This window comes from Mycobacterium sp. ITM-2016-00318, assembly GCF_002968285.2.
Classification (GTDB): Bacteria; Actinomycetota; Actinomycetes; order Mycobacteriales; family Mycobacteriaceae; genus Mycobacterium.
This window is the reverse complement of the sequence record NZ_CP134400.1, coordinates 2123634-2148451: the sequence shown is the minus strand read 5'-3', so window position 1 is coordinate 2148451 and position 24818 is coordinate 2123634. Positions and strand designations below refer to the sequence as shown.

Below are 24818 nucleotides of genomic sequence, written 5' to 3'. Positions count from 1 at the left end.
GTCTCCTACTCGAAAGGTTTGAGAGGGTTGACGAAGTCGGCGGTCACGGTCAGCGCCATGTACCCGACGACGAACACGAGGATCACGTAGGTCGCGGGCATCAACTTCAGGTAGTTGACCGGAGCCGCGGCGGCCATACCGCGTGCCTTGCGGATCACATTGCGAATCTTTTCGAAGAAGGCCACCGCGATGTGACCGCCGTCGAACGGCAGCAGCGGTACCAGGTTGACCGCCCCGAGCACGAAGTTCAGCTGTGCGAGGAAGAACCAGAACGCGAGGTAGAGCCCGCGTTCGAACGCGTCACCGCCGATGCGGGATGCGCCGACGACGCTGATCGGGGTTTCCGGATCGCGTTCGCCGCCTCCGATGGACTGCACCAGTGCGCCGATCTTGGTGGGGATCTTCGCCAGCGCCTTGCCCAGTTCGACGACCAGGTCACCGGTGAACGCCGCCGTGCCGGGGATCGCGGTCACCGGGTTGTACTGCGTGTACTCGACTGGCCCGACTTCGGACGCCGACACCCCTACCGCGCCGACCGTCGACGGGGTTGTGGCGGTGTCCGAGGTGAAGCGCTGGGTTTTGCCGACGTCGACGACCGTGCTGATCTGCTGACCGTCGCGCTCGACGACGAACGGCGTCGGGCCGCTGGCCTCGCGGACGGCGGCGACCATCTCGTCGGGGTTGGAGACATCGGTGTCGCCGACCTTGACGATAACGTCGCCCTGCTTGATCCCGGCGGCGGCGGCTGGACCGCCACCTGTGCACGCGGCGTACTTCCCTTTACTGATCTCCGGTGCGACACAGGAGGTCTGGCTGACGTAGGCGGCCGGCTGGGGGGTCAGGTTGGGTAGACCCCAATACAGTGCGATGCCGTAGAGGATCACAAGGCCGACGATGAAGTTCATTCCCGGACCGGCGAAGAGCACCGCGGCCCGTTTCCATGTCTTCTGCTTGTACATGGCATACGGGCGGTCTTCTGGCGCTATCTCGTCGATCGACGTCATCCCCGCGATGTCGCAGAACCCGCCGAGCGGGATGGCCTTGACGCCGTATTCGGTGGAGCCGAGCTTGTTGGGTCGGCGGGTGGACCACAGGGTAGGACCGAAACCGACGAAGTAGCGGCGCACCTTCATTCCCGTCGCACGCGCCACCCACATATGCCCACACTCGTGTAGCGCCACTGAGATCAAAATGCCCAGCGCGAACAGCACGACGCCGATGACCCACATCATTTTGTGGCGACAACCTCCCGAGAAACCGCGCCCCTTGCCCTGTCCCGGGCCCAGCGCTGCGCGTCAAGTACTTCTTCCACGGTAGCTGGTTCTGCGGCCCACTGGTCTGCGGCGTGCAGCACGTCGGCGATGGTTCGCACGATTCTGGGGAACCTGATCCGGCCGTCCAGAAAGGCCGCGGCCGCCTCTTCGTTGGCCGCGTTGTAGACCGCGGTCAGGCAGCCACCGCGCTGGCCAGACTCCCTGGCCAGTTCGACGGCCGGAAATACGGCAGCGTCCAGCGGCTCGAAATCCCAGGTCGAGGCGCTGGTGAAGTCGCAGGCCTGCGCCGCGGCGGGCACCCGCGACGGCCAGCCGAGGGCCAGCGCGATCGGCAGCTTCATGTCCGGCGGGCTGGCCTGGGCGATCGTCGAGCCGTCGGTGAACGTCACCATCGAGTGCACGATCGACTGCGGGTGCACGACCACCTCGATCCGCTCGTACGGTATGCCGAACAGCAGATGCGTCTCGATCAGCTCGAGGCCCTTGTTGACCAGCGACGCCGAGTTGAGCGTGTTCATCGGGCCCATCGACCAGGTCGGATGGGCGCCTGCCTGCTCGGGGGTCACGTCTTCGAGGCGCTCGGCGGTCCACCCCCGGAACGGTCCGCCCGAGGCGGTCAGCACGATCTTGGCGACTTCGTCGGGGGTGCCGCCCCTCAGGCATTGGGCGATCGCGGAATGCTCGGAGTCGACGGGCACGATCTGCCCGGGCGCGGCCGCCTTCAACACCAGCGGGCCGCCCGCAATCAGCGATTCCTTGTTCGCCAGCGCCAGCCGCGCACCGCTGGCCAGCGCCGCCAGCGTCGGCGGCAGGCCGAGCGCGCCCACCAGCGCATTGAGCACGATGTCGGCTTCGGTGTTCTCCACCAGCGACGTGGCGGCCTCCGCGCCGCTGTAGGTGACGTCGCCGACTTTCTCCGCCGCGTCGACGTCCGCGACGGCGATGTTCGTGACGCCGGTCTCCGAGCGCTGACGGGCCAGCAGATCGGGGTTTCCGCCGCCTGCGGCCAGGCCGACCACCTCGAAGCGGTCGGGGTTGGCGGCGATGACGTCGAGCGCCTGGGTGCCGATGGAACCCGTACTGCCGAGGATCAGCACCCGCAGGCGCTGGCTTGTTCTGCTCCTCGCGTCCGCTGTGCCTTCCGTGCTCCTCGCGTCCGCTGTGCCTGTTCTGCTCCTCGCGTCCGCTGTGCCTGTCGTGCTCCTCCCGTCCGCTGTGCCTGTTCTGCTCCTCGCGTCCGCTGTGCTCACCGCCCCATTGTGCCGCTGTTCGGCGTGCCCGGCCGAAAGTGACCCAAGTATGACGTGACCCGTCGCGCGCCCATCCGCGACCGGCCTGACGTCGAATGCACCCGTGTCATGCCAATGGGCGGCCACAACGTCCGTGACCAAGGAGTCAGAGCACCAAATGAGAAATGTTCAACGCAGCACGCTGACGGCAGCCACTATCGCGGCACTGGCGGTACTCGGCCTGTCGGCGTGTTCGACCGACAGCTCGACCGAATCCGAGACATCTTCTTCGGCGGCGGCAGAATCGTCCTCCGCTGCACCTGCGCCCACGTCGTCGGCGAAGGCCGATCCGGCGGCGAACCTCATCGGTTCGGGTTGTGCGGCCTACGCCAAGCAGGTGCCCGAGGGCCCCGGCTCGGTCGCGGGCATGGCACAGGACCCGGTGACTGTGGCGGCGTCGAACAACCCGATGCTCAAGACCCTGACGCAGGCGCTGTCGGGTCAGCTCAACCCACAGGTGAACCTGGTCGACACGCTCAACGGCGGTGAGTTCACGGTGTTCGCCCCGACCGACGACGCGTTCGCCAAGATCGACCCGGCGACCATCGAGAAGCTCAAGACCGACAAGGATCTGTTGACCGGCATCTTGACCTACCACGTGGTGCCCGGCCAGGCCAGTCCGGCGAAGGTCGTCGGCACACACAAGACAGTGCAGGGCGCCGAGGTCAACGTGACCGGAGAAGGCAACGGCCTCAAGGTGAATGACGCCGGGCTGGTGTGCGGCGCCGTCTCGACCGCCAATGCACAGGTGTACATGATCGACACCGTGCTGATGCCACCTGCGGCATAACCGACCGACGCAAAGGCCCCCGGCACTGCGAGTGTCGGGGGCTCTTTGTGCCTAGACCAATCCAAATGCGCTGCCGCTGCGAATATCCGACATGCTCACGCTGGTACTGATCGGCTGCTTGGGGGGTTTGATCACCGGCGTCTCGCCGTGCATCCTGCCGGTGCTTCCGGTGATCTTCTTCTCCGGCACGCACGGTTCCCGCTCACAGGACACCGACTCGGTCTCCGATGCGGGCGGCGGCACCGCTGTCGCCGTCGCGGCGAAGCCTGCGCTGTCGGAGCGGTTACGGCCCTACCGGGTGATCGGCGGTTTGGTGCTGAGCTTCAGCGTGGTCACGCTCGTCGGAACGTCTGCGCTGTCGCTGCTGCATCTCCCGCAGGACGCGATCAGATGGGCCGGCCTCGTCGCGTTGACCGCCATCGGCCTCGGCCTCGTCTTTCCGCGCTTCGAACAGATCCTGGAAAAGCCGTTCAGCCGTATCCCAACGCTTCACATGAGCGACGGCAAGAGCGGTTTCGGGCTGGGCCTGGCGCTCGGCGTGCTGTACGTGCCGTGTGCGGGCCCCGTGCTCGCCGCGATCGTGGTTGCGGGTGCGACCGGCTCGATCGGCCTCGACACCGTCGCGTTGACGATCGCCTTCGCTGTCGGCGCCGCCCTTCCCCTGCTGTTCTTCGCGCTGGCCGGTCAGCGGGTGGCCGAACGGGTCGGCAGCTTCCGCCGCCATCAGCGCCGCATCCGGGTGATCGGCGGCATCGTGATGCTGGTCTTCGCGCTGGTCCTGGTGTTCAATATGCCGGCCAAATTACAGCGGGCGATCCCCGACTACACCGGCTCGCTTCAGGACAAGGTCGTCGCGTCCGACGAGGTCCGAAAAAAACTCGATCTCGGCGGCCTGGTGAACGATCAGAACCGCGAGCTGTCGAACTGCACCAACGGCGCCGCACAGCTCGAACGCTGCGGTACCGCACCGGATATCAAAGGCATCGCCGGATACTTGAACACACCGGGCGGTGCTTCCGTCGACCTCGGCTCCTTGCGCGGCAAGGTCGTGCTCGTCGACTTCTGGGCTTACTCGTGCATCAACTGCCAGCGCGCCATCCCGCACGTGGTCGACTGGTACGCCAAGTACAGAGACGCCGGATTCGAGGTCATCGGTGTGCACAGCCCCGAGTACGCCTTCGAGAAGAACCGCGCCAATGTCGCCAGCGGCGCCGCCGAACTCGGAATCACCTACCCGGTCGCGCTCGACAACAACCTGTCGACGTGGACGAACTACCGCAACCGTTACTGGCCGGCGGAGTACCTGATCGACGCGAACGGCACTGTGCGCCATATCAAGTTCGGCGAGGGCGACTACGACGTCACCGAGAACCTGATCAGGCAGCTGCTACTCAACGCGAACCCCGATGAGGATCTGCCCGCTGCGACCGCTTCGGTCGATCAGACTCCCACGGCGGGACAGACACCCGAGACGTACCTCGGGGTGGGCAAGATGGTGAACTACGGCGGGCCCGACACCTATGACGAAGGCACCACAGACTTCGTCTACCCCTTGCGGCTCGCCGACGACACCTTCGCCTACCGCGGTCGTTGGAGGCTCGACTATCAGGGCGCGACGGCCGAGTCGGATGACTCGCGGATCGCGCTGAAGTACAACGCGAAGAACGTCTACATCGTCGCCGGCGGCGAGGGCACTGTCACCGTCATCGGCAATGGCCGATCGAGGACGGTGCCGATCACCGGCGCGCCGACGTCATACCAGCTCGTAGCGCGCGGCGACGTCGGTCGCGGAGAGCTCGAGGTGCGATTGAGCCGAGGTCTGCAAGCGTTCTCGTTCACCTATGGCTGACGGCGGATCGGGCCCCGATGTGAAACCGATTCGGCTCGAGACCAATCCGCACGTGTCCGGGCTCCGAATTCCTTACGGAAACCCGAACAGAGACGACAGCCGGTGTCGTCCGCTAACAGGAAGTGGATAACCGATGAAGAATGTGAAGAGGACCGTTGCGGTCGCGGGCCTTGCGGCAGCGGCGGCCATGGGCATGTCCCTGACCACCGCAGGCAGTGCGTCGGCCGAACTGGTCGGGACCGCCTGTACCGCCTATGCCGAGAAGGTGCCGACCGGTCCTGGCTCGGTCGCCGGGATGGCGATGGACCCGGTAGCGGTCGCCGCCTCCAACAATCCGATGCTGACAACACTCACGAAAGCGATTTCGGGGCAACTCAACCCGAACGTAAATCTCGTCGACACGCTCAACGGCGGCGAGTTCACGGTCTTCGCCCCCACAGACGACGCATTCGCCAAGATCGACCCGGCGACCATCGAGAAGCTCAAGACCGACTCCGCGCTGCTCACCAGCATCCTGACGTACCACGTGGTACCGGGTCAGGCCAGCCCGATGCAGGTCGTCGGCACACACAAGACCGTGCAGGGCGCCGACGTCAACGTGACCGGGATGGGCGGTGGCCTCAAGGTCAACGACGCCTCGGTTGTCTGCGGTGGCGTGTCGACCGCCAACGCGCAGGTGTACATGATCGACACCGTGTTGATGCCCCCGACGAACTAGGTTCCAGCACAGACGAATACGCCCGGCGGCCCGGTCTCTACGACCGGGCCGCCGCCGTCGGGTTAGACCGCTGCCACCGTGGCGCGTCGCACCGTCACGTCACCCGAGCCGGTCCGCACGTTGACGCCGAGAGTCTCCTCGGCCTGGCCGGGTCCGTCGGTCGACTCGAGGCCGTTCCTCACTGTCCCCGAATGAGTCCGCAGTTCGAGCCGGGCCACGGTGCCCTCCCCGATGCCGACCTCGACATCGCCGCTGGCGGTCTGCACCGAAATCTCACCGTTCACCGCTGCGGCCACTGCAACGTCGCCGGAAGCGGTCTGCGCGTTGACTGTTCCGCGGAGTCGTCGGACCGACAGCGAACCACTGGCCGCCCGCAACCTGACGTCACCGCTGACCTCACCGAAGGCAGCATCGCCCGACGCGGTCGACACGACCGCCACGCCGTCGAGCACGTCGACTGTGATGCCACCGGAGGCACTGTCCGCCTTCACGTTTCCGGTGACCGATTCGATGGCCACGTCGCCGCTGGCGGTGGCTGAGCGGCAGTCGCCGTAGACACCTTCGGCATGAAGTCGGGCGGATGCGGACGACACGTGGAGACGGGACCTCGACGGCAACTCGATCTCGACGACGACGGCACCGCCCCGACCGAGCGAGACGAAGCGCCTGCCCGCCGACACGGTGAGGGTGCCGTTGCGGAAGTCGACACGCGCATTCTCGGCTACGCGGACGTCCGCGGCGCAATCCGGGTCGCGTGGACTCACCTCGACGACCGTGTCTTCGCGGTCTGTCGCGACCACGTGCACGACACCGCTGACGATCTCGACGGAGGCCGTGATCGGCTGCGAGGTCGGGTATCTCGGCATGTTCTCTCCTCGGTTGTCTCTGTTGTCAGCGAACCCAGCCGCTGAAGTGCTTGTCGGTATCGGCGCGTGCACGGCGCCTGCCGCCGAGCGCCGACGCGACGGCACGGCCCAGCCAGGCATTCACCGATAGGCCCTCGGCGCGGGCGGCCGCGTCGACAGCGGACCGCAGGCTTTCCGGAAGCCGCAGTGTCACCCGCCACGTACCGCCGTCGTCGGTGGCGTCCGGGACCGGAGGCGCGTGGTCGGGCGAATCCTCGTCGGCACTGACAGTGAACTGCGGGTCGCGTCCGCGCAGTCGCACGTCCACCGATCGCGGCGCGAGTTCGCGGGTGATCTCCTCGGCCGCATCTGAAAGCGCCTCGAGCAAGGCAAGGCGAAGCGCCGAATCCAGCGGCGCGGTCAGGCGGTCGGCGAGAGCCTCCGCGTCGACTCCCCCGGCAGCGGCGGCGACACCAAGCTGATGACGCACCGCGTCGACGTACGGCTGCAAGTCCATTGTGTCATGGTGACATCACTTTGATGTCAGTGCAATGTCACGCCTGCTGTGCGGGATTCACCTGCACTTTTGGATGAAGTTCTCGGCGAAATCCTCGATCGCCGGCCGGTAGGCCTCCGCACCGGCCGCACCGGTCTCCTGACCGAACCAGGGCCGCACCATCACCTGGGTGATGCCCGCGTCTTCTGCGCGGCGATACACATCAACCGATGGCGGTTCGAGAAGCGCAAGCAGAATGTCGAACGGTTCGTCCTCGCGCCCGTACTCCCTGCGCAGCGCAGTCAGCCTCCCGGCGTATCCGACCGCGTCGTCGAATCCGTAGGCGTAGCCGACCCAGCCGTCGCACAACCGCGCGGCACGGCGCAGCGCGGCATCAGACTCCCCACCGCAGTAGACAGGTACGGGTGCCGGCGGGTGGGGTTCGATCATCATCTCGGGCACCTGATAGTGCTCTCCATTCCACGACACCCAGCCGCCCTTCCACAGCTCCCGCAGCGCGGGGATCATCTCGTCGAGCCGCTTGCCGCGGGTGGCGAAGTCCTGACCCATCAGGTCGTACTCCTCGCGCATCCAGCCGACCCCTGCCGCAAGCGCCACTCGCCCCTGTGACACGACGGCGGCCGCCGCGACGAGCTTGGCCACTTCGAGGAGAGGACGGGCGGGCGCGATGTAGACCGCGTTCGAGAAGCGCAGGCGGTGTGTCACCGCAGCCATCGCGCCGGTGAACACCCAGGGATCCGGCCACGGGTTGTCGGGTTCCCAGCCCGGCTTCCCAGTTTCCGAATCGGGGTACGGCGACGACAGCTCGCGCGGATAGATCATGTGATCCGAGGTGACGATCCCGTCGTACCCCGCTTCATCGAGCATCTTGGCGACCGGCACGGCCTCCAACGGGTCCATGAAAGCCGTACCGGACCAGAACTGCATGCGTCACCCTTCCGTCGGTTGTCCCCGTTTGCCTATCGCGAATTTCGGGCAGCATCAATCCCATGCCCACCCTGATGTGGTTCAGGCGCGACCTTCGGCTGCATGATCTGCCCGCGTTGCTGGACGCCGCGGACGCCGACGGCGAGGTGCTGGCCTGCTACGTTCTTGACCCGCGGCTGAAGGCATCATCGGGCCCGAGGCGCCTGCAGTACCTCTACGACGCGCTGCGCTCACTCGACGAGGAGCTCGACGGCAAGCTGATGGTCACCCGCGGGCGGCCCGACGAGCGCATCCCTGCGCTGGCCGAATCCGTCGGCGCCACCGCCGTGCATGTCTCGGGCGACTTCACCCCGTTCGGCCGCCGGCGCGACGAGGCGGTCCGCGACGCGCTGGGCGACATTCCGCTCGAAACGTCCGGGTCGCCGTATCTGGCCTCTCCCGGCCGCGTCGTCAAGGACAGCGGTGAGCCGTACAAGGTCTTCACCCCGTTCTTCGGCGCATGGCGGAAACACGGCTGGCGAGCACCGGCGAAGTCGGGTCCGAAGACGGCGAAATGGATCGACCCGGCCGGCATCACGGGTGGAGTCGAAATACCCGACCTCGGAGTGGAACTCGATCTGCCCGCGGGCGAGCAGGCCGCGCTGAAGCAGTGGAAGAATTTCGTGAGCGAGGATCTCGCCGGCTACGCCGACGACCGCAACCGGCCCGATTTGCCTGCCACCAGCCGGATGTCGGCGCATCTGAAGTTCGGCACCATTCACCCCCGCACCATGGTCGTCGACCTCGGCGGAGGCAAGGGTGCGCAGGCGTACTTGCGGGAGTTGGCTTTTCGCGATTTCTACGCATCGGTGGTCAACGAGTGGCCCGACAGCGTCTGGTGGAACTGGAACAAGAACTTCGACTCAATGAAGGTGAACGAAGACGCCGCGGCGAAGAAGACGTTCGAAGCGTGGAAGGCGGGCAGGACGGGTTATCCGATCGTCGACGCCGGCATGCGCCAGCTTTCGGAGACCGGCTGGATGCACAACCGTGTGCGGATGATCACGGCCTCGTTCCTCGTCAAGGACCTGCACCTGCCGTGGCAGTGGGGTGCGCGCTGGTTTCTCGAGCAGCTGGTGGACGGCGACATGGCCAACAATCAGCATGGCTGGCAGTGGGCGGCGGGTACCGGCACCGATGCCGCACCGTACTTCCGGGTGTTCAACCCGACCACGCAGGGCGACAAGTTCGACCCCGACGGGACGTACACACGACGCTGGATTCCCGAGCTGGGCACTGACGACTACCCCGCCCCGATCGTCAACCACAAAGCCGAGCGCGCCGAGGCGCTGCGCCGCTACAGCGCCCTCACTTGAGCGTCAGGCCGCCGTCCAGAGGTAGTGCGACACCCGTGACATGGCGGCCCGAGCGGCCGCAGAAGTACACGATCGCGTCGGTGACCTCCGACGGCTCCATCGGCGGCATGGACAGCTTCGGTCGCTGCGCCTCACCGAACTCGGGCTGATCGCCGACGAGAAGGCCCATCGCCTCGTTGATGATCATCGGCGTCGCGACGCCGCCAGGATGCACAGAGTTCACCCGAATGTTCTTCTCGGCCAACGATGTAGCGTAATGGCGCATCACCCCGATGACGCCGTGCTTGGCGGCCGTGTACCCCGCTGCACCGTGACTGATGGTGTCGAAGGTGGTGCTGACCGATTTGAATCCCGCCGCCGAGCTGGTGATGACGATCGCCCCGCCCTCGCCATGCTCCAACATCGCCGGCAGCGCCGCCTCGATCGTGAAGTAGACGCCCTTGAGGTTGACGTCGATGGCGTCGACGAAGGACGAGATGTCCAGTCGCTGCGGTCCTGCGGCCGGGAAGATGCCGGCGTTGGCGAGCACGAAGTCTATTCGGCCGAATTCGGCGACGCCGTTGGCGACGACGTCCTTGAGCCGTTCGAAGTCGCGCACGTCGGCCTGCTCGGCGACGATGCGTCGACCGGCCTTCTCGACGAGGTTGATGGTCTCGTCGAGGTCCTCGCGGGTCGGCATCGGGTACGCGACGCTGTCGAGCTGGTCGCACAGATCGACGGCGATGACGTCGGCGCCTTCCTGCGCGAACCGGACCGCGTGTGATCGGCCCTGACCCCGCGCCGCTCCGGAGATGAAGACCACCTTGCCCTCGAACTGTCCCGTCATGACGCACCACACTACGGCGACGCGTAGTAGCCCTATGAAAGAATGTCGTCAGCCAAACCCGACCGTGAGGAGCAGCCGTGGTGAGCACCGAGTTGGACAAGACCAATGGTGTCGACATCGAGGACGTGCCGTCGGCGGCATGGGGTTGGTCCAAGGAGAGCCACAAGGCGGTTCAGATCGGCGGCATTCTATCCGGCCTGTTCATCCTGGCGATGCTGAAGGGCAACCACGTCGGGCGCGTCGAGGACATCTTCCTGGTCGCATTCGCCATCGTGATTTTCGGTGTCGTCTTCCGCGACTGGTGGCTGCGCCGCCGCGGCTGGACCCGCTAGCGCCTCAGGTCGCCGCGGCCAGCGGCAACACCGCGCCCACCGGCGTCAGGTCGCCGGTGATGCCCGCTGCCTCGCGGATCTCGCTGAACGCCTCGAGCATCGCGTCGGTCGCCTCGTGCGGATCGTCGAGCGTGCGGTCATCGGTGAGCACCGAGATGGCGAGCTGGTCGACGTAGCTCCACACCGTGATGTTCATGCCGCTGCCCACGACGACCGGTCCCACCGAATAGATCTCGCTGACCGTCGCACCCTCGATGAAGCCTCGTTCGCGCGGCCCCCGCACGTTCGAGATGGTCAGGTTCATGACGCTGGCCGATTCCAGTCGCTGGGCCTGCTTGCGGAACACGGGCGGCGCGAGCGAAGGCGGAAGATAGGACAGCCACGCAGGCAGGATCGTAGGGCCGAGCAGTTGGTGGTTCTCCTTGGCGATGGTGGTCGACAAGGCGGTCACCCTGACCCGCTCGAGCGGGTCGGCGATGTGCACGGGCAGCGACGGCGTGATGTAGGTGAACTCGTTGCCCGCCAACCGCTCCGTCGACGGGTTGGTGCTGACCGGCACGCCGGCGATCAACGGGGCGTCGGCCTTGCCGTCGTACCGCAGCAGGAGCTTGCGCAGCGCTCCCGCCGACATCGCGAGGACGATGTCGTTGAGGGTGACGCCAAGGCGCTTGGACACCTCTTTGACGTCCGTCAGCGACAGCGGCGCGGTCGCGAAGCGGCGCCCAGGGGTCACCACATGGTTGATGAAGCAGTCGGGCGGGGAGAAATTACGCGCGAGATCGGGTTGCTCGCCGCGTTCCTTCGACCGGCGCCGCACTCGCGATATCCCCGACGCGGTCTCGTTGACCAGTCGGGGCAGCTTCCGGATCAGCCTGACGTGATCGCGCGCGGCCGCCTTGAGCAGCGCAGGCGAGGTGCGCGCGATGTCGGGCTCTTCGAATACGCCCATGATCCCCGACGGCACCTGCGACTGGATCGCCATCGCCATCTGGTTCGCCGACGCCGTCCCGTCAGCAAGCACATGGTGGACCTTGTGAATGATCGCGATGCGGTCGTCTGCCAAACCCTCGGCGACGTACATCTCCCACAGTGGTCGACTGCGGTCCAACGGCGTGCTGGCGATCTCGCCGATCAGCTGGTCCAGCTCACGACGTCCACCAGGGGCGGGCACCCGGATCGGACGGACGTGATAGTCGAAATCGATCTCTTCGTTGATCACCCACATCGGGTGATGCAGCTTCATCGGGATGTCGACGAGCTGATAGCGAAGCGGCGCCATGGCCGCCAGCCGCGGGAACGCGACCTGACGGAAAAGGTCGAAGCTGAATCCGCCCAGGCCAGACACATCGAGGATGCCGATCTTGAGCGTGTGCATGTGGACCTCGGGTGTTTCGATGTACAGCATCAAGGCGTCCACGCCGTTGAGTCGTTTCACGCCCACCCCAATCCGTCGTCAACCCCCGACACACCGACACATGTACCCCGCCATTTGACTCTCTATGAGGCCACCGCAGGCCGCTTCGGGGAAAGTGACACCCGGAGCGTGACGGTTGGCCGGTCTTTTGTCAGGCTTTGGGAATGAGTCTCGTCACCGGACGCGGTCCGTTGAGCAAGGATCCCGCCGGCTGGTTCGCACCGCCGCTGCCCGACGACGTGGTGTTCGTCGAACCCCACCCGCGTCGCGTCCAGGCGTTGCGCGACGGCTCAGTAGTGCTCGATACGGAACGGGCGCTGCTCGTGCATCGGGCCGGACGACCACTGCAGTTCGCGTTCCCGCCCGACGTGGTCGGCGGCCTCCCCCACGAACCCGTCGCGGAGGCGCCGGGATACGTGCACGTCGCGTGGGACGCGGTGGACACCTGGGTCGAAGAGGGACGCACCCTCGTCCACTACCCGCCGAACCCCTACCACCGAGTCGACTGCCGCCCGACGAGCCGCGCGCTGCGGGTCACCGTCGGCGGCACGACGCTTGTCGACACCTCGGACACGATGATCGTCTTCGAGACGGCGCTTGCACCGCTGCTCTACGTCGCGCCGTCACATGTGCGCACCGATGTGTTGCGACGTTCGGAAACCAGCAGCTACTGCAATTACAAGGGCTGGGCCACGTACTGGTCGGCGGTGATCGGCGACTCCGTCGTCGACGACGTCGCATGGAGCTATGACGATCCGCTGCCCGAAACCGAGCCTCTCAGGGGGCATTTCGCGTTCGACACCACCCGTGCCGACGTCGTGGCCGAACTCCCGAGCTGGTGATTTCGGCGCGCTGGGTCACGCTGAGCGTGACTGCGCGCGCCGAAATCGCGACTACCAGACGCGAATCCAGTCGACGAGCATCTGGCAGGGATAGGTGCCGCCGCTGGGGTCCCCGCCACCGGAACCGGCGATCGCGAGGTTCAAGATCGGATACAGCTTGTAGCCCGGGTTGTTGAACGCCCAATCCCCCAGCGAGTTCGCCGGAACGGTGAAGTACGGTGCCGCGCCCTCGGTGTAGTCCTGCCAGAAGCTCATGCCGGATTCGTCCCACTTGACTCGCCAGGTGTGCCACGCGGTGTCCACCGCGAGATTGTGGGTAGCGAACTCGGAGCCGTTGGCCAGGGTATGGACGGTGGTGCCGGACGCCCACTCGCCGTTGCCGTACCACTCGATGATGTCGATCTCGCCGTTGGCGTCACTGGACAACCAGAATGCGGGCCACGCACCGGGGGTCAGGCACTCGAACTTGATGCGGGCCTCCCAGGTGTGGCCGATGGTCCCTTCCCACCTGGTGTTGATCTTGCCGCCGTAATACGTGTTGCCCTCTTTGAACGCCTTGATGACGAGGTTGGACTTGCCGTCCACGTACACGTTGCGGCGGTCGTCGCGGTACTGGCCGACGTTTTCGGGCAACTCCCAGAACGTCGGGTCCTGCATCGACTCGCGGGCCTTGGAGATCATCCACTTCGAGCCGTCGGGCGCCGAACCCGCAGGTCCGTCGAAGTTGTCCTCGAATACGTAGGTCGAGGCTGCTCCAGCTTTCGGTAGCGGTACAGCCGCCGACAGGAGGCCGAGTCCCGACAGATACATCATGCTGCGACGGTCCAATTCAGGCATAACAAGATATGAAAGCCCGACATAGGCGTCCGGCGCAAATCGCGCATGAGGGTTTCAGGGCGGCTCTACGCCGCGTTCGCCCTGGTCATCGCCATGATCGCCCCTGGTGTCAAAATTTTTCGTCGGGCATGAGGTAGCGCTCGCACCGACAAATCAGGCCGCGGAGTCGGGTAGCTCCAGACCGTCCAGGTCGGGTAGGGGTCGGCGGCAGATCTCACGGGCCTCGTCGGCGGGCAGGCCGAACAGCCGCAGAACGTCCTCGGTCACTGCGTCGGCCGCGGCCCCGTCGTCGCGGTCGGGTTGATTGCGAAGCAAGTTGCCCAGCCCGAGAAGGGCACCGCCCGCGACCGAAAGCGCCAATTCGGGGTCGTCGATCGTGAATCGCCTCGCTCGCACGGCCGCTTCGATGTCACGCAGCGCGCGCGGCGCCAACCCGAGGTCCGACGACAGCAGCGCGATCCCGTTGGCCAGCAGGATCTGGCTCTCCTGCGGGCGCCTGCGGAAGAGCCGCCCGGTGAGCCGGAAACTGCTCGCGAAGGTCTCCGCGGGGTCGTCGATCGACGAGGTCAGGTGGTCCAGCAGCGCGCCGTGGGCATCGAGCACCTCGGCGACGGCGGCTTCGAACAACTGCTCCTTGCTGTCGAAGTGGTTGTAGAACGACCCCATGCCGACGTCGGCGGCCTGGGTGATCTCGAGAACCGGAACATTGACCTTGCCCGCGGCAATGAAGCTCTGAGCAGCCTTGACGAGCGCGGCGCGGGTGCGCTGCTTGCGGCGCTCGAGGCGGTTGACGGGCGCCTCGGACGGATCGGTCACCCTCCTACGGTAGCAGGGGTAGTCAGTTTTGAGGATTTCGTCAGAAAGAGTTGACTGATGCGATCCCGGCATGTGACGATTTCGTCAACTTCTTGAGGAGGTTCCGATGAGCGGCACCGTAGGCGCCCACAACGAGCTGCATAGCGAGCAGGGTGCACTACCCGGCGAGCACACCGGTCGTGGGCGCAATCCGGTCATCAAGGTCACCGACATCGCGTGGCTCGAGTTCGAGAAGCCCGACCTGGACGGCGCTGAGGCGTTCGCTCGGGCATTCGGCTTCACCACCGTGCTGCGCACGCCCGACGAGCTCCAGCTGCGCGGCACGGACGCCGGCACGCCGTGCGTACTGCTGCGACGCGGCGCCAGGTCGCGCTTCGTAGGAACGGCGTTCAAGGCGGTCGACGAGGTCGACGTCCTCCGACTGGCCGAAGCCACTGGAGCGGGGGCCACGCCAATGCCGGAATCGATCGGAGGCATCTCCGTCCACCTGATCGACCCGGGCGGCTTGCCGGTTCGGGTGGTCGCGGGCACACACGAGTTGCCCGAGCTCACCCCGCAGCAGCCGCTCGTGGTCAACGTCGGCCACCAACTCAATCGCACCAACGCCACCCAACGCCCGCCGCGGATACCCGCAGGCGTCCAGCGGCTCGGCCACGTCGTCCTGCAGACCACCAAATATCTTGAGGCGCTTGACTTCTACCTCGACACCCTCGGAATGATCGTCAGCGACTTCCTCTTCTACCCGGGCCAGCGCGCCCGCGGGCCGGTGATGAGCTTCATCCGCTGCGATCGCGGCTCGGTCCCCGCCGACCACCACACCGTCGCCCTGGCGTTGGGGCCCAGCAATCGATACGTGCACTCGGCATACCAGGTGTGCGATCTCGACGCGCTCGCCGCGGGCGGCGAATACCTCAGGGACAGCGGGTATTTCCGGTCCTGGGGAATCGGCCGCCACATTCAGGGCAGCCAGCTGTTCGACTACTGGCGCGATCCGGACGGCTTCCTCGTCGAGCATTTCGCCGACGGCGACATGTTCGACAACAGGCTCGAGCCCGGCTGGGCGCCGTTCACGGCCACCGGCCTCGCTCAATGGGGCCCTCCGGTCACCAAGGACTTCCTCGGTATTACGCCCAAGGCGCTTCCCCATGAAGCGCTCTCCGTCGTCAACGCACTCCGTAGCGACAACGAGTTCACCCTCACCCGCCTGCGCGGCCTTCTGAAAGTAGCCAGTTCGTGACCACTTCCATTCTCCGCACCGCCGACGCATGGTGGGCTCAAACCGCGACTGGCGCAGCACAAATCGCGACGACGGCGCGCACCACCCGTGAACTACTCACCGACCGGTCCGCCATCGAGGCCGCGGCGCATAGCAGCGACATCGTGCCCGTCGAGACGCTGGAGTTGCGGTCACCGGTCACTGCGCCGTGCCGCGTCGTGGCGCAGATGACGAACTACGCCTCGCACGTCACCGACGCCGGAATGAACCCGAAGTCCATCCCGTTGACGTTCTTCCGCAAGTCGTCCGGGTCGATCAGCGGGCCGCATGATGACATCGTCAAGCCGCCGCACGTCCGATTTTTGGACTACGAGGTCGAGATCGGTCTCGTGATGGCGCGCGAGCTGCCCGTTGGCGCAACGGTCACCGAGGCGAATCTGGCCGACTACGTCGCCGGACTCGTCGTCACCAACGACGTGTCCGCACGGGACATCCAACTTCCCCAGACCCAGTTCTACGAAGCGAAGTCCTACCCCACCTTCACGCCGGTCGGACCCGCGCTCGTCCTCCTGGATGCTGACGAGCTCAAGCGCTTCGGCGATCTGCGGCTGCAGCTGCGGGTCAACGGCGAGGTCCGACAGGACATGGTCGTCGACGGCGACATGATCTACCGCCCGCTACAGGCGCTGCAGGCGCTGACCCGATTCCAACCCCTCGATGCGGGCGATCTGGTGATGACCGGCACCCCGGCAGGCACCGCGCTCAGCGCACCTGCGAAGCCGATCGAGATCATCGGTAACCTGCTGCCACCCGCCGTGAAGTGGAAGGCGTTCTTCAAGCGCCAGGCAGGCAACACCAAGTACCTGCATGACGGCGATGTCGTGGAATCGGTGATCGCGACCGACGACGGCGCCATCGACCTGGGCTCACAGCGCGCCGTCGTGAGGTACGGGTGACGCACTCCCGCATCCCGGTCGTGATCGTCGGCGCGGGCCCGACGGGCATCACCGCCGCAACCCTGCTGGCGCAGTACGGCGTCGAGACCGTCGTGCTCGACCGATGGGCCGACGTCTACCCGCAGCCGCGCGCCGTGCACCTCGACGACGAGATCTACCGCATCGTCGCGAGGTTGGGCATCGCCGAGGAATTCGCCGCGATCTCGCGCCCGGCGCACGGTCTTCGACTGCTGGACAACACCATGCGCGTGCTGGCCGAATTCCGCCGCAACACCGCTCACAGTGTGAACGGATTCCCGCAGGCCAACATGTTCGACCAGCCGGAGTTCGAGGCGCTGCTGCGGACCAACCTCAAACGGTATCCGCGTGCAACTCTTCGTCCCGATGCCGAAGTCACCGGCATCGCCGATCACGAAGATGGCTGCGTGCGGGTGACGTACAGCGACCGCGTCAACGGTCACGAGCACACCATCGACGCCGCCTACGTGCTGGGCTGCGACGGCGCCAACAGCGTGGTGCGCGGCGAAATAGGCTCGTGTATGAGAGATCTCAAGTTCGAGCAACGTTGGCTCGTCGTCGACGTCGCCACCGAGGTCGACCTCCACCAGTGGGAGGGCGTGCACCAGGTGTGCGATCCGGTACGTGCGGGCACGTACATGCGGATAGGAGACACCCGCTACCGCTGGGAGTTCCGGTTGCTGCCCGGCGAAACCGTCGAGGACTACGCGAGCCTGACGCAACTACGACCGCTGATCGCACCGTGGACAGCTGTTGCCCGCGACGACCAACTCGACCTGATCCGTGTCACTGAGTACACCTTTCGGGCGCAGATCGCCGACAAATGGCGGCGCGACAACGTCTTCCTGCTCGGAGACGCTGCACACCTCACTCCGCCGTTCATCGGGCAGGGCATGGGTGCGGGGCTTCGTGATGCGATGAACCTGTCGTGGAAGCTGGCGGGTGTTCTCGCCGGTGAGCTTCCCGAGAACGTTCTGGACAGCTACGAGCAGGAACGCAAGCCGCACACCCGCGTCTTGATCAGGCTCGCGCTCAACGTCGGGCGGTCGATGACCGCCGGCGGCGAGTTCGGCGATCTGGTTCGGCGCATGGTCGTTCCGCGGCTGCACCACATTCCGGGCCTTCGCGACAAGGTCGTCGACAGCAGGACCCCGGCACTGCACCGCTCCGCAATGGTTCGCCCAGCACGCAGGCACGGGTCACTGACAGGCACCCTCTGCCCGAACCCGGTGCTGTCTGAAGGCCGTCGACTCGACGACAGTGTCGGAAACGGCTTCGCGCTCATCTCAGCTGTGCCCGTCGACGCCTCGCGACGCGCAGACCTCGAGAAGCGTGGCACGGTGGTTTATTTCGCGGCGGCCGGAACAGAACTCGCCGACTGGCTGCACCGCAGCCATTCGACGGCTGCGGTGGTGCGGCCGGACCGCACCGTGATGCGGGCAGGCCGGAACATCGACAGATTGTGTGGCTCAACACCGACATTCACGCCTGCCCGAGGGGAACGATGATGCGCATCACGGCGCCGAACGGCGTGCCGGTGTATCCGGCGAACATCTATACCCCCGCCGCGATCGTCGATCCATATCCGCACTACGCGCGAATGCGCAAGCAGGGTCCGGTGGTATGGCTGTCCAGGCACCGGCTCTATGCGCTTCCCCGGTTCGCCGAATGCAAGGCGGTTCTGCGCGACGACCAGACCTTCGTATCGGGCAAGGGTGTGGCGCTGAACCCGTTCACCAATCGGCTGTCCCGCGGCACGACGCTCATCAGCGACGGCGCCGAACACGATCGGCGACGCAAGCTGGTGGCCCACCGGATGCTGCCCCGCGCACTGCGGGACATCAGCGACAACGTCGACCAGCTCGCCGCCGATGTCGTCACCGCAGCCGTCGAGCGGGGCGAGGTGGACGGCGTCAACGACGTGGCCTCTGCGCTACCGCACGCGGTGGTACCCGACCTGGTCGGCTGGCCGCGCGACAAACGCGACAAGCTATTGCGCTGGGGCGCGGCCACTTTCGACGTCCTTGGCCCGTTGAACAAGCAGGCCGTGAAGTCAACCCCCGCCTCCCTGCAGATGCTTTGGTTCGCCAAACGGGTGGTCCGTCAACGGAGCGTGATCGAGGGCAGTATGGCCCATGAGCTGCTCATCGCCGCGGATGCCGGCGAGCTGTCGCATGATGAATGCGCGCCGCTGATGATCGACTACATCGCGCCGTCGCTGGACACCACCATCAGCGCCATCTCCAGCGCGCTGTATCTGTTCGCGACACACCCCGAGCAGTGGCAGACGCTCAAGGATGATCCCTCGCTGATCAACAACGCGGTCAACGAGGTCGTCCGATACGAGGCTCCGCTGCGAGCGTTCGCGCGTCACGCACGGTGTGACACGGAGATCGCCGATGTCCGAATCCCGGCGGGCGCGCGCCTTTTGGTGCTGTATGCGTCGGCGAACCGCGACGAACGCGAGTGGGACGACCCGGACACCTTCGACATCCGCCGCGACGCCAACCGCCATCTCGGCTTCGGGCAGGGAGCACACGCGTGCGCCGGACAGAGTCTGGCGCGACTGGAGACGTCGGCGATGCTGCGCGCGCTGCTCGAGCGCGTCGAACGGATCGAGCTGACGGCGGAGCCGACGTGGGCGCTCAACAATGTCATTCGGCGCCACGAACGCATGCCGCTCAAGCTCATCCCTTAGCGGCGACCACGTCGCATGGCCGACCCCGCAGAGTCGCCACGCCAACTTTACAATTGTCTAGCCAACTGTCACTCTCTGCTCATGGACGACGCCACTGCGCTGCTGGAGATCGAGGCGATCAAGCAGCTCAAGGCCCGCTACTGTCGGCTTCTGGACAGCAAAGACTGGGACGCGTGGCGGAAGTTGTTCAGCGACGATTTCCTCAGCGACACGTCGCAGGCGGGCGGCAAGATCATCCGCGGCGCCGACGAATTCGTCGCCTTCTCCCGCAAAGGCCTGCGGAACCAGGCCACGGTGCATCAGGTCCACGCGCCCGAGATCGAGCTGACGTCGACCACCAGCGCGCGCGGCGTGTGGGCGCTCGAAGATGTCGTCCGCTTCGGGCCCGCCGTGAACCTACGCGGCTACGGACACTATGCCGAGACCTACGAGAAACTCGAAGGGAAGTGGCTCATCACGAGCTCGACGCTGACCCGGCTGCGCGAGGACATCTTCAACGGCGTTGTCGCGGTGTATGTCTCGCCCCGGCTGCGGCGGTTGATCGGTAGGGCCGCCGGCCGGGTGATGAAATGACCGAAGCGCCGCTGCTTTACGGAACCAATACCGCCCTTGGCCGGTTCGGCATCGCCAACCTTGTGGACAGCCCCGATCCGTTCGTCAGCTCGATGCCGGTGAAGGGCTTGGTCAACCCGGCGACCTTGACACCGACCGCCGGACCGCTCGCGGTGTTGGTCGACCACGTCGCGGGGCTGGTCAACCACTACCGCCGCGCCGACGACGAGTGGACCGTGTCCAGCGAGTTGTCGCTCGAGCTGACTCCGACCGCGTTGACCGTCATCGCGCAAGGCCCCGACGTACCCGTGGTCGCCACCGGGCGGCCCATCGGCACAAGGGCCTCGTCCGCGTTCGGCATGTGTGAGCTCGCACTGGACGATGAGGTCATCGGCGTCGGCACGGTCCGGTCGGTTTACGTCAAACATCCAGGCGAATTTCCGCAGGAATGGCCCGAGCCCGAGACAGGTCAACGGCCGACCGAGCTCGGCGAGATCATGGCGCTGCGCCTCGGGCACGACAACGGCTCATCGGTGATTCACCAGCAACCCAATCCGGTGCTGAACAACAGCCTCGCGATCGTGCACGGCGGGGTGGCCGCGGCCGGGCTCGAGCTCGCGGCGTGCGCCGCCCTGAACGCCGACCGACCCGAACACCCCTTGAACACCGCGTCGTTACGGGTGAACTTCCTGCGGCAGTTCTTCAGCGGCGACCAATCGCGTTATGCCGCAACGGCGCTGCGAGTCGGCAGGCGCAGCGGGGTCGCCGAAGCGCAGGCGATCGGCGCCGACGGTCAGATCGCGCTCGTCGGCCGGGTCACCGCCTACCGGTGAGCGCTAGGCGGCCCGGATGACCGAGCTGCCGAAACGTTCGATGACATCGACCGCGTGCGCAAGGCTGTCGCCGGGCACTGTGACCTGCACCCAGGTGACCCCGACCGCTGCGAGCTTCTCGAGCGCCGACAGGTAGGCGTCGGCGTTGAAGTCGACGTCGGCCGGGTTGCCGCCGCCGATGTTGGTGAACGTGATGTCGATCGTCGACCAGTCCCGACCCGCGGAGTCCAACCGGCGCTTGAGGTCGTCGATGCCGTCGGCGAGCCCCTCCACCGACTCGAGCGACGCTGTGCGGGCTGTCTGAGCGAGCATCGCCGGCGCGGGGAACGGGCACCAGCCGTCACCGTGAACCGCGACGCGCCGACGGGCGGCCGCGGTGTTGCCGCCGATCCAGATCGGTGGATGTGGCGTACTGACCGGGCGCGGGTGGGCCGTGATGCCCTTCGCGGTGAAGTGGCGGCCCTCGTAGGTGAGGTCATCGGTGGTCCAGATAGCACGTATCACCTCGAGCGCCTCCTCGACGAGAGCGGCCCGTTCGTCGAATTCGACGCCGAGTGCGGTGAACTCGCGCTTGAGGTAGCCGACGCCCACCGCAAGGGTGAATCGACCGTCGGACAGCAGATCCAGCGTTGCGCCCGCCTTCGCGACCACGAAGGGATTGCGGTACGGCAGAACCACGATATTAGGGATCAGTCGCAGCGTCGTGGTGTGTGCGGCGGCGTATCCCATCGCGACGAACGGGTCGACGGCGTCGTGCCCGCCTGCCTCCAACCACCGTTGCGACGGGGCCGGATGGTCAGTGAAGCCGAATCCGTGAAAGCCCGCACTCTCGGCCGCGGCCGCGACGGCCGCGATTCCCGAGCCCGTGACCAGTTCGGGGTTGTAGGGGTGGCTGTGCATCGGGTGGGTGAACGTGAACTTCATCAGCCGCCGCCTTTACGTGAATTAGCTTCTCCAAAGTTGAGAATGTCGTTACCATGCCACTCATATGACGGTCAACCCTGCGCGACACGGCCCGTATCCCGGCCGATTGGCGCCGGACACCATCACGGCCTATGCCGCCGCCACCGGCGACGACACCGCTCCGGTGCTCGCGGGACGCGTGGTTCCCGCGACGTTCCCGGTGATTCTGGTGTTCGATGCCGTGAACGCCGTGAGGGGCGATGTGCCCGCAGAAGCCTGGGCGCGGGTCCGTGGCGGTGTGCATGGCGACCACGACATCGTGGCGCACCGCCGCCTCGAACCCGGCGAGTCGTTGACGACGTGGTCGCAGATCACCGGGATGCGGACGTCGCGAGCCGGCACGCAGGTCGCCGTGCATCTGGAACAGGTCGACACCGACGGCGTGGTCGCCGTAGAGCAGTGGTGGACGATGGTGCTGCTCGGACTCGACGGCCTACCCGATCTAGGGACCATGCCCGCTGGTCATCGCTTTCCCGACGCCGCCCGCCGAAGCGCTCTCGGGTCGACCACCGTCCACATCGACGAGCAGACTGCACACCGCTACGCCGAGGTCTCCGGCGACTGGTCGCCACACCATTTTGACATCGAGGTCGCGCGTGCGGCGGGCTTCGAGTTCGTCTTCGCACACGGCCTGTGCACCATGGCGATCTGCACGCACCGACTGCTCGCCCTGCTCGGCGTCGACGACCCGAGCCGCGTATCCCGGGTGGCGGTCCGGTTCGCCTCCCCTACACCGTTGGACTGCGAGCTGACGGTGAACGCCTATGGCATCGAAGACCGTTGCTTCGCATTCGACGCCGTCGCAGGCGGCGCCACGACCATCACTCACGGAAGGCTGGAACTTCACGCATGACAAGGGCCGAAATCGGGGTGTACCTACCCCAGATGGGATTCAGCTACGCCGATGTTCTCCACCGCGCACTGCGCTGCGAGGAACTCGGAATCGACTCGTTGTGGCTCTACGACCACCTCTACGGACCCGGCGCGCCCGACTATCCCTCGCTCGAGGCGTGGACTCTGGCAACCGCCCTGCTCAGCCGAACCGAGCACATTCAGGTCGGGCACATGGTTTTGTGCAACCAATTTCGCCATCCTGCTGTGCTGGCGAAGATGGCCACCACCCTCGACCAGATATCGGCGGGCCGCCTCCAACTGGGGATCGGAAGCGGGTCGATCGAGGATGAGCATGCGCGTGTCGGAATGGAATGGGGCACGTTCGCGCAGCGCTCAGAGCGGCTCGGCGAGACACTCGAGATATTGCAACAGGCCTTCACCGACGAGCGGATCGATTTCGCAGGCAAGCACTTCACGGTGACGGACATGCCGATCAAACCGGGACCGGTGCAACAGCCGCGCCCACCGATCGTGGTGGGCGGCGTCGGTGAGAAGTACACCTTGCCGCTGGTGGCCCGTTACGCCGATGTGTGGAACGTGCCGACGTACGCGCTCGGCGAACTCGATCACAAGATCGCGGTGCTTCGACAGCAGTGCGAAGACATCGGCCGCGACCCGGCCACCATTGTCATGTCGATCGAGGCGGTGATGGCGCTGGCGCCCGATGACGCGTCACTGCCCCGTGTCCGACAGCTCGCCGAAAAGCGTTTCGGGATTCCTGCTTTCGGGCTGCACGAAGGCGGTCTGATCGGCACGCCGCCCGCGATCGTCGATCGCCTCAACCAACTACAGGACATGGGCTTCGGTCAGATCGTGCTGTTCACGCATGACCGCGGCTCCGACGAGACGCTGGAATTGCTGGCGTCGGGGGTTATCGCCCGCCTCTAGGAACTGTTCCGCGCCGGCGGCGAGTAGTTCGGCCTGCCGAGGCCGAGTGCGTGCTGGGCGATCATGTTCCGGAACACCTCGAGCGTGCCGCCGTAGATGCCGGTCGGCCCGGCCAGCCGGAACGCGTACTCGGCGCCGCCGTCGCCGACGGCCCCCTTCTCATCCCCTGGCAGACTCGATGCCGTCCCGAGAATGTCCATCAGATCCGGTGAGACATCGCGCATGACTTGCGCATTTGCGACCCTGCCGAACATGTCCGGCGTGCTCATCGCGGCCTCCATGCGGGCGATACCGCGTCCGAGCCGGAACCTCACCGAATCCTCGTCGGCCGTAAGCGACGCGACCTTGTCGAGCGCCTCGGCGAGCACCAGGACGTGCTCAGACATGGCGGCGATCTTCTGCAACCCGTCATCGCCGCGCTCGACGGTGCCGTGTTCGTCGTTCAGCGCATCGCGAAGCACAGACCAGCCCGCGTTCGCCTCGCCGATGCGGTACCGGTCGGGAACGCGGACGTCGCTGTAGTAGGTGATGTTGGTGCGGTCACCGTCGACCGTCCGCAGCGCTTGAATCTCCACACCGGGCGAGTCGAGCGGAACGAGGAACATGGTGAGGCTCTGGTGCTTCGGTGCGTCCGGGTCCGTGTTCGTGATCAGGTAGACGTACGACGCGTTCTGCGCGTTCGACGTGAACATCTTCGAGCCGTTGATGACCCACTCGTCACCATCGCGGACAGCACGGGTCTTGGCGGTGGCGACGTCAGAGCCGCCCTCGGGTTCGGTGTAGCCCAAGCACAGCCGGAACTCACCGGCCAGGGTGCGCTCGAGCACCTCCTCCTTGAGCTCGGGTGAGCCGAACGCCTCGACAGCGCGCGCCACCATCGCCGTCGTCCCCCAGTGAAACCACGGGGTGTGGGCGCGGCCGATCTCCAGGTCCCAGATCCGTTTACGGATTCGACTGAAGCCGCCGTCGGTGCCGGTCTTGAAATCGGCGGCGAGGTAACCGGCCTTGCCGAGTGCGAGATGCACGCCCTCGTCGAAGTTCTCGCCGGTCGCGCGGTCACGCGCGAGGACCTCGTCGGTGACGATGTCGTTCAGGAACGACCTGAGGTCGTCCCTGAACGATTCGTCGTCGTCGGACAGTGCCACACGGGAGAAGTCCATCCCCGCTAG

The 24818-nt window shown here is 66.1% G+C and carries 25 protein-coding genes; 14 read left to right on the top strand and 11 right to left on the bottom strand.

Annotated features, from left to right (window positions below; all coding sequences use genetic code 11):
- Positions 1-5 precede the first annotated feature (5 nt).
- Positions 6-1232 carry an RIP metalloprotease gene (locus C6A82_RS10405; RefSeq protein WP_105345006.1) on the bottom strand — a complete coding sequence of 409 codons (1227 nt, stop codon included), beginning with the start codon at positions 1230-1232 and terminating at the stop codon, positions 6-8.
- Positions 1229-2377 carry a 1-deoxy-D-xylulose-5-phosphate reductoisomerase gene (dxr, locus tag C6A82_RS10400; protein WP_199193762.1) on the bottom strand — a complete coding sequence of 383 codons (1149 nt, stop codon included), beginning with the start codon at positions 2375-2377 and terminating at the stop codon, positions 1229-1231. Before dxr ends, C6A82_RS10405 begins: the two co-directional genes overlap by 4 nt.
- Before the next feature lie 304 nt (positions 2378-2681).
- Here dxr and C6A82_RS10395 point away from each other — a divergent pair, with 304 nt between their 5' ends.
- The 3 genes from C6A82_RS10395 (at position 2682) to C6A82_RS10385 (ending at position 5920) form a co-directional block, all read left to right on the top strand.
- A complete protein-coding gene (locus C6A82_RS10395; RefSeq protein ID WP_105345002.1) occupies positions 2682-3353 on the top strand; it encodes a fasciclin domain-containing protein in 672 nt (223 codons plus the stop codon).
- Between the two features lie 91 nt (positions 3354-3444).
- Positions 3445-5202 (top strand): cytochrome c biogenesis protein DipZ, encoded by a 1758-nt coding sequence (locus C6A82_RS10390; protein WP_105345000.1) that lies wholly within the window; start codon positions 3445-3447, stop codon positions 5200-5202.
- 133 nt (positions 5203-5335) lie between these two features.
- Entirely contained in the window at positions 5336-5920 is a 585-nt protein-coding gene (locus C6A82_RS10385; protein ID WP_105344998.1) for a fasciclin domain-containing protein, read from the top strand.
- A 62-nt stretch (positions 5921-5982) separates the two neighbouring features.
- Here C6A82_RS10385 and C6A82_RS10380 read toward each other — a convergent pair whose 3' ends face one another.
- Genes C6A82_RS10380 through C6A82_RS10370 form a run of 3 tightly spaced genes read right to left on the bottom strand, consistent with a single transcriptional unit; the run spans position 5983 to position 8209 of the window.
- Positions 5983-6786: a DUF4097 family beta strand repeat-containing protein gene (locus C6A82_RS10380; protein WP_105344997.1), complete on the bottom strand. Its 804-nt coding sequence runs from the start codon at positions 6784-6786 to the stop codon at positions 5983-5985.
- Positions 6787-6811: 25 nt separating this feature from the next.
- Positions 6812-7282 carry a histidine kinase gene (locus C6A82_RS10375; protein ID WP_105344995.1) on the bottom strand — a complete coding sequence of 157 codons (471 nt, stop codon included), beginning with the start codon at positions 7280-7282 and terminating at the stop codon, positions 6812-6814.
- Between the two features lie 57 nt (positions 7283-7339).
- Entirely contained in the window at positions 7340-8209 is an 870-nt protein-coding gene (locus C6A82_RS10370) for a TIGR03619 family F420-dependent LLM class oxidoreductase (RefSeq protein WP_105344993.1), read from the bottom strand.
- Positions 8210-8271: 62 nt separating this feature from the next.
- On the opposite strand from C6A82_RS10370, the gene C6A82_RS10365 reads away from it, so the two are divergent.
- Complete coding sequence (locus C6A82_RS10365; RefSeq protein ID WP_311101776.1) at positions 8272-9564, top strand: deoxyribodipyrimidine photo-lyase; 1293 nt, start codon at positions 8272-8274, stop codon at positions 9562-9564.
- On the opposite strand, the gene C6A82_RS10360 is transcribed toward C6A82_RS10365, so the two are convergent.
- Positions 9557-10390: a mycofactocin-coupled SDR family oxidoreductase gene (locus C6A82_RS10360; RefSeq protein WP_105342931.1), complete on the bottom strand. Its 834-nt coding sequence runs from the start codon at positions 10388-10390 to the stop codon at positions 9557-9559. The two genes, C6A82_RS10365 and C6A82_RS10360, sit on opposite strands and share 8 nt — an antisense overlap.
- A 77-nt stretch (positions 10391-10467) precedes the next feature.
- Here C6A82_RS10360 and C6A82_RS10355 point away from each other — a divergent pair, with 77 nt between their 5' ends.
- A complete protein-coding gene (locus C6A82_RS10355; protein ID WP_105342933.1) occupies positions 10468-10722 on the top strand; it encodes a DUF2631 domain-containing protein in 255 nt (84 codons plus the stop codon).
- Positions 10723-10726: 4 nt separating this feature from the next.
- Here C6A82_RS10355 and C6A82_RS10350 read toward each other — a convergent pair whose 3' ends face one another.
- A complete protein-coding gene (locus C6A82_RS10350) occupies positions 10727-12157 on the bottom strand; it encodes a wax ester/triacylglycerol synthase family O-acyltransferase (protein WP_105342945.1) in 1431 nt (476 codons plus the stop codon).
- 143 nt (positions 12158-12300) lie between these two features.
- On the opposite strand from C6A82_RS10350, the gene C6A82_RS10345 reads away from it, so the two are divergent.
- Positions 12301-12978, top strand: a complete 678-nt coding sequence (locus C6A82_RS10345) for a DUF427 domain-containing protein (RefSeq protein WP_105342935.1) — start codon at positions 12301-12303, stop codon at positions 12976-12978.
- 51 nt (positions 12979-13029) lie between these two features.
- Here the strand turns inward: C6A82_RS10345 and C6A82_RS10340 are convergent, their stop codons facing one another.
- Both C6A82_RS10340 and C6A82_RS10335 read right to left on the bottom strand, forming a co-directional pair.
- Entirely contained in the window at positions 13030-13815 is a 786-nt protein-coding gene (locus tag C6A82_RS10340) for a family 16 glycosylhydrolase (RefSeq protein WP_105342936.1), read from the bottom strand.
- 153 nt (positions 13816-13968) lie between these two features.
- The gene (locus C6A82_RS10335) at positions 13969-14631 is read right to left on the bottom strand and encodes a TetR/AcrR family transcriptional regulator (protein ID WP_233216797.1); all 663 of its coding nucleotides are present in this window, start codon (positions 14629-14631) and stop codon (positions 13969-13971) included.
- 106 nt (positions 14632-14737) lie between these two features.
- Between C6A82_RS10335 and C6A82_RS10330 the strand changes: the two genes are divergently transcribed.
- The 6 genes from C6A82_RS10330 (at position 14738) to C6A82_RS10305 (ending at position 20904) form a co-directional block, all read left to right on the top strand.
- Complete coding sequence (locus tag C6A82_RS10330; RefSeq protein WP_105342940.1) at positions 14738-15868, top strand: VOC family protein; 1131 nt, start codon at positions 14738-14740, stop codon at positions 15866-15868.
- On the top strand, positions 15865-16803 hold the full coding sequence (locus C6A82_RS10325; protein ID WP_105342941.1) for a fumarylacetoacetate hydrolase family protein: 939 nt from the start codon (positions 15865-15867) through the stop codon (positions 16801-16803). Before C6A82_RS10330 ends, C6A82_RS10325 begins: the two co-directional genes overlap by 4 nt.
- Complete coding sequence (locus C6A82_RS10320) at positions 16800-18329, top strand: bifunctional 3-(3-hydroxy-phenyl)propionate/3-hydroxycinnamic acid hydroxylase (RefSeq protein ID WP_311101775.1); 1530 nt, start codon at positions 16800-16802, stop codon at positions 18327-18329. The genes C6A82_RS10325 and C6A82_RS10320 overlap by 4 nt, the downstream gene beginning before the upstream one ends.
- Positions 18329-19519: a cytochrome P450 gene (locus C6A82_RS10315; RefSeq protein WP_233217078.1), complete on the top strand. Its 1191-nt coding sequence runs from the start codon at positions 18329-18331 to the stop codon at positions 19517-19519. The genes C6A82_RS10320 and C6A82_RS10315 overlap by 1 nt, the downstream gene beginning before the upstream one ends.
- A gap of 81 nt (positions 19520-19600) precedes the next feature.
- Positions 19601-20092, top strand: coding sequence for a nuclear transport factor 2 family protein (locus C6A82_RS10310; RefSeq protein WP_105347456.1), 492 nt, complete (start codon positions 19601-19603; stop codon positions 20090-20092).
- The gene (locus C6A82_RS10305) at positions 20089-20904 is read left to right on the top strand and encodes a PaaI family thioesterase (RefSeq protein WP_233217077.1); all 816 of its coding nucleotides are present in this window, start codon (positions 20089-20091) and stop codon (positions 20902-20904) included. Before C6A82_RS10310 ends, C6A82_RS10305 begins: the two co-directional genes overlap by 4 nt.
- Positions 20905-20907: 3 nt before the next feature.
- Here C6A82_RS10305 and C6A82_RS10300 read toward each other — a convergent pair whose 3' ends face one another.
- The gene (locus C6A82_RS10300) at positions 20908-21828 is read right to left on the bottom strand and encodes an LLM class F420-dependent oxidoreductase (protein WP_105347455.1); all 921 of its coding nucleotides are present in this window, start codon (positions 21826-21828) and stop codon (positions 20908-20910) included.
- A gap of 64 nt (positions 21829-21892) precedes the next feature.
- On the opposite strand from C6A82_RS10300, the gene C6A82_RS10295 reads away from it, so the two are divergent.
- Complete coding sequence (locus tag C6A82_RS10295; RefSeq protein WP_105347453.1) at positions 21893-22720, top strand: MaoC/PaaZ C-terminal domain-containing protein; 828 nt, start codon at positions 21893-21895, stop codon at positions 22718-22720.
- Positions 22717-23649, top strand: a complete 933-nt coding sequence (locus tag C6A82_RS10290; protein ID WP_105347452.1) for an LLM class flavin-dependent oxidoreductase — start codon at positions 22717-22719, stop codon at positions 23647-23649. Before C6A82_RS10295 ends, C6A82_RS10290 begins: the two co-directional genes overlap by 4 nt.
- Here the strand turns inward: C6A82_RS10290 and C6A82_RS10285 are convergent.
- Positions 23646-24809, bottom strand: coding sequence for an acyl-CoA dehydrogenase family protein (locus C6A82_RS10285; RefSeq protein ID WP_105347450.1), 1164 nt, complete (start codon positions 24807-24809; stop codon positions 23646-23648). The two genes, C6A82_RS10290 and C6A82_RS10285, sit on opposite strands and share 4 nt — an antisense overlap.
- Between the last annotated feature and the right edge of the window lie 9 nt (positions 24810-24818).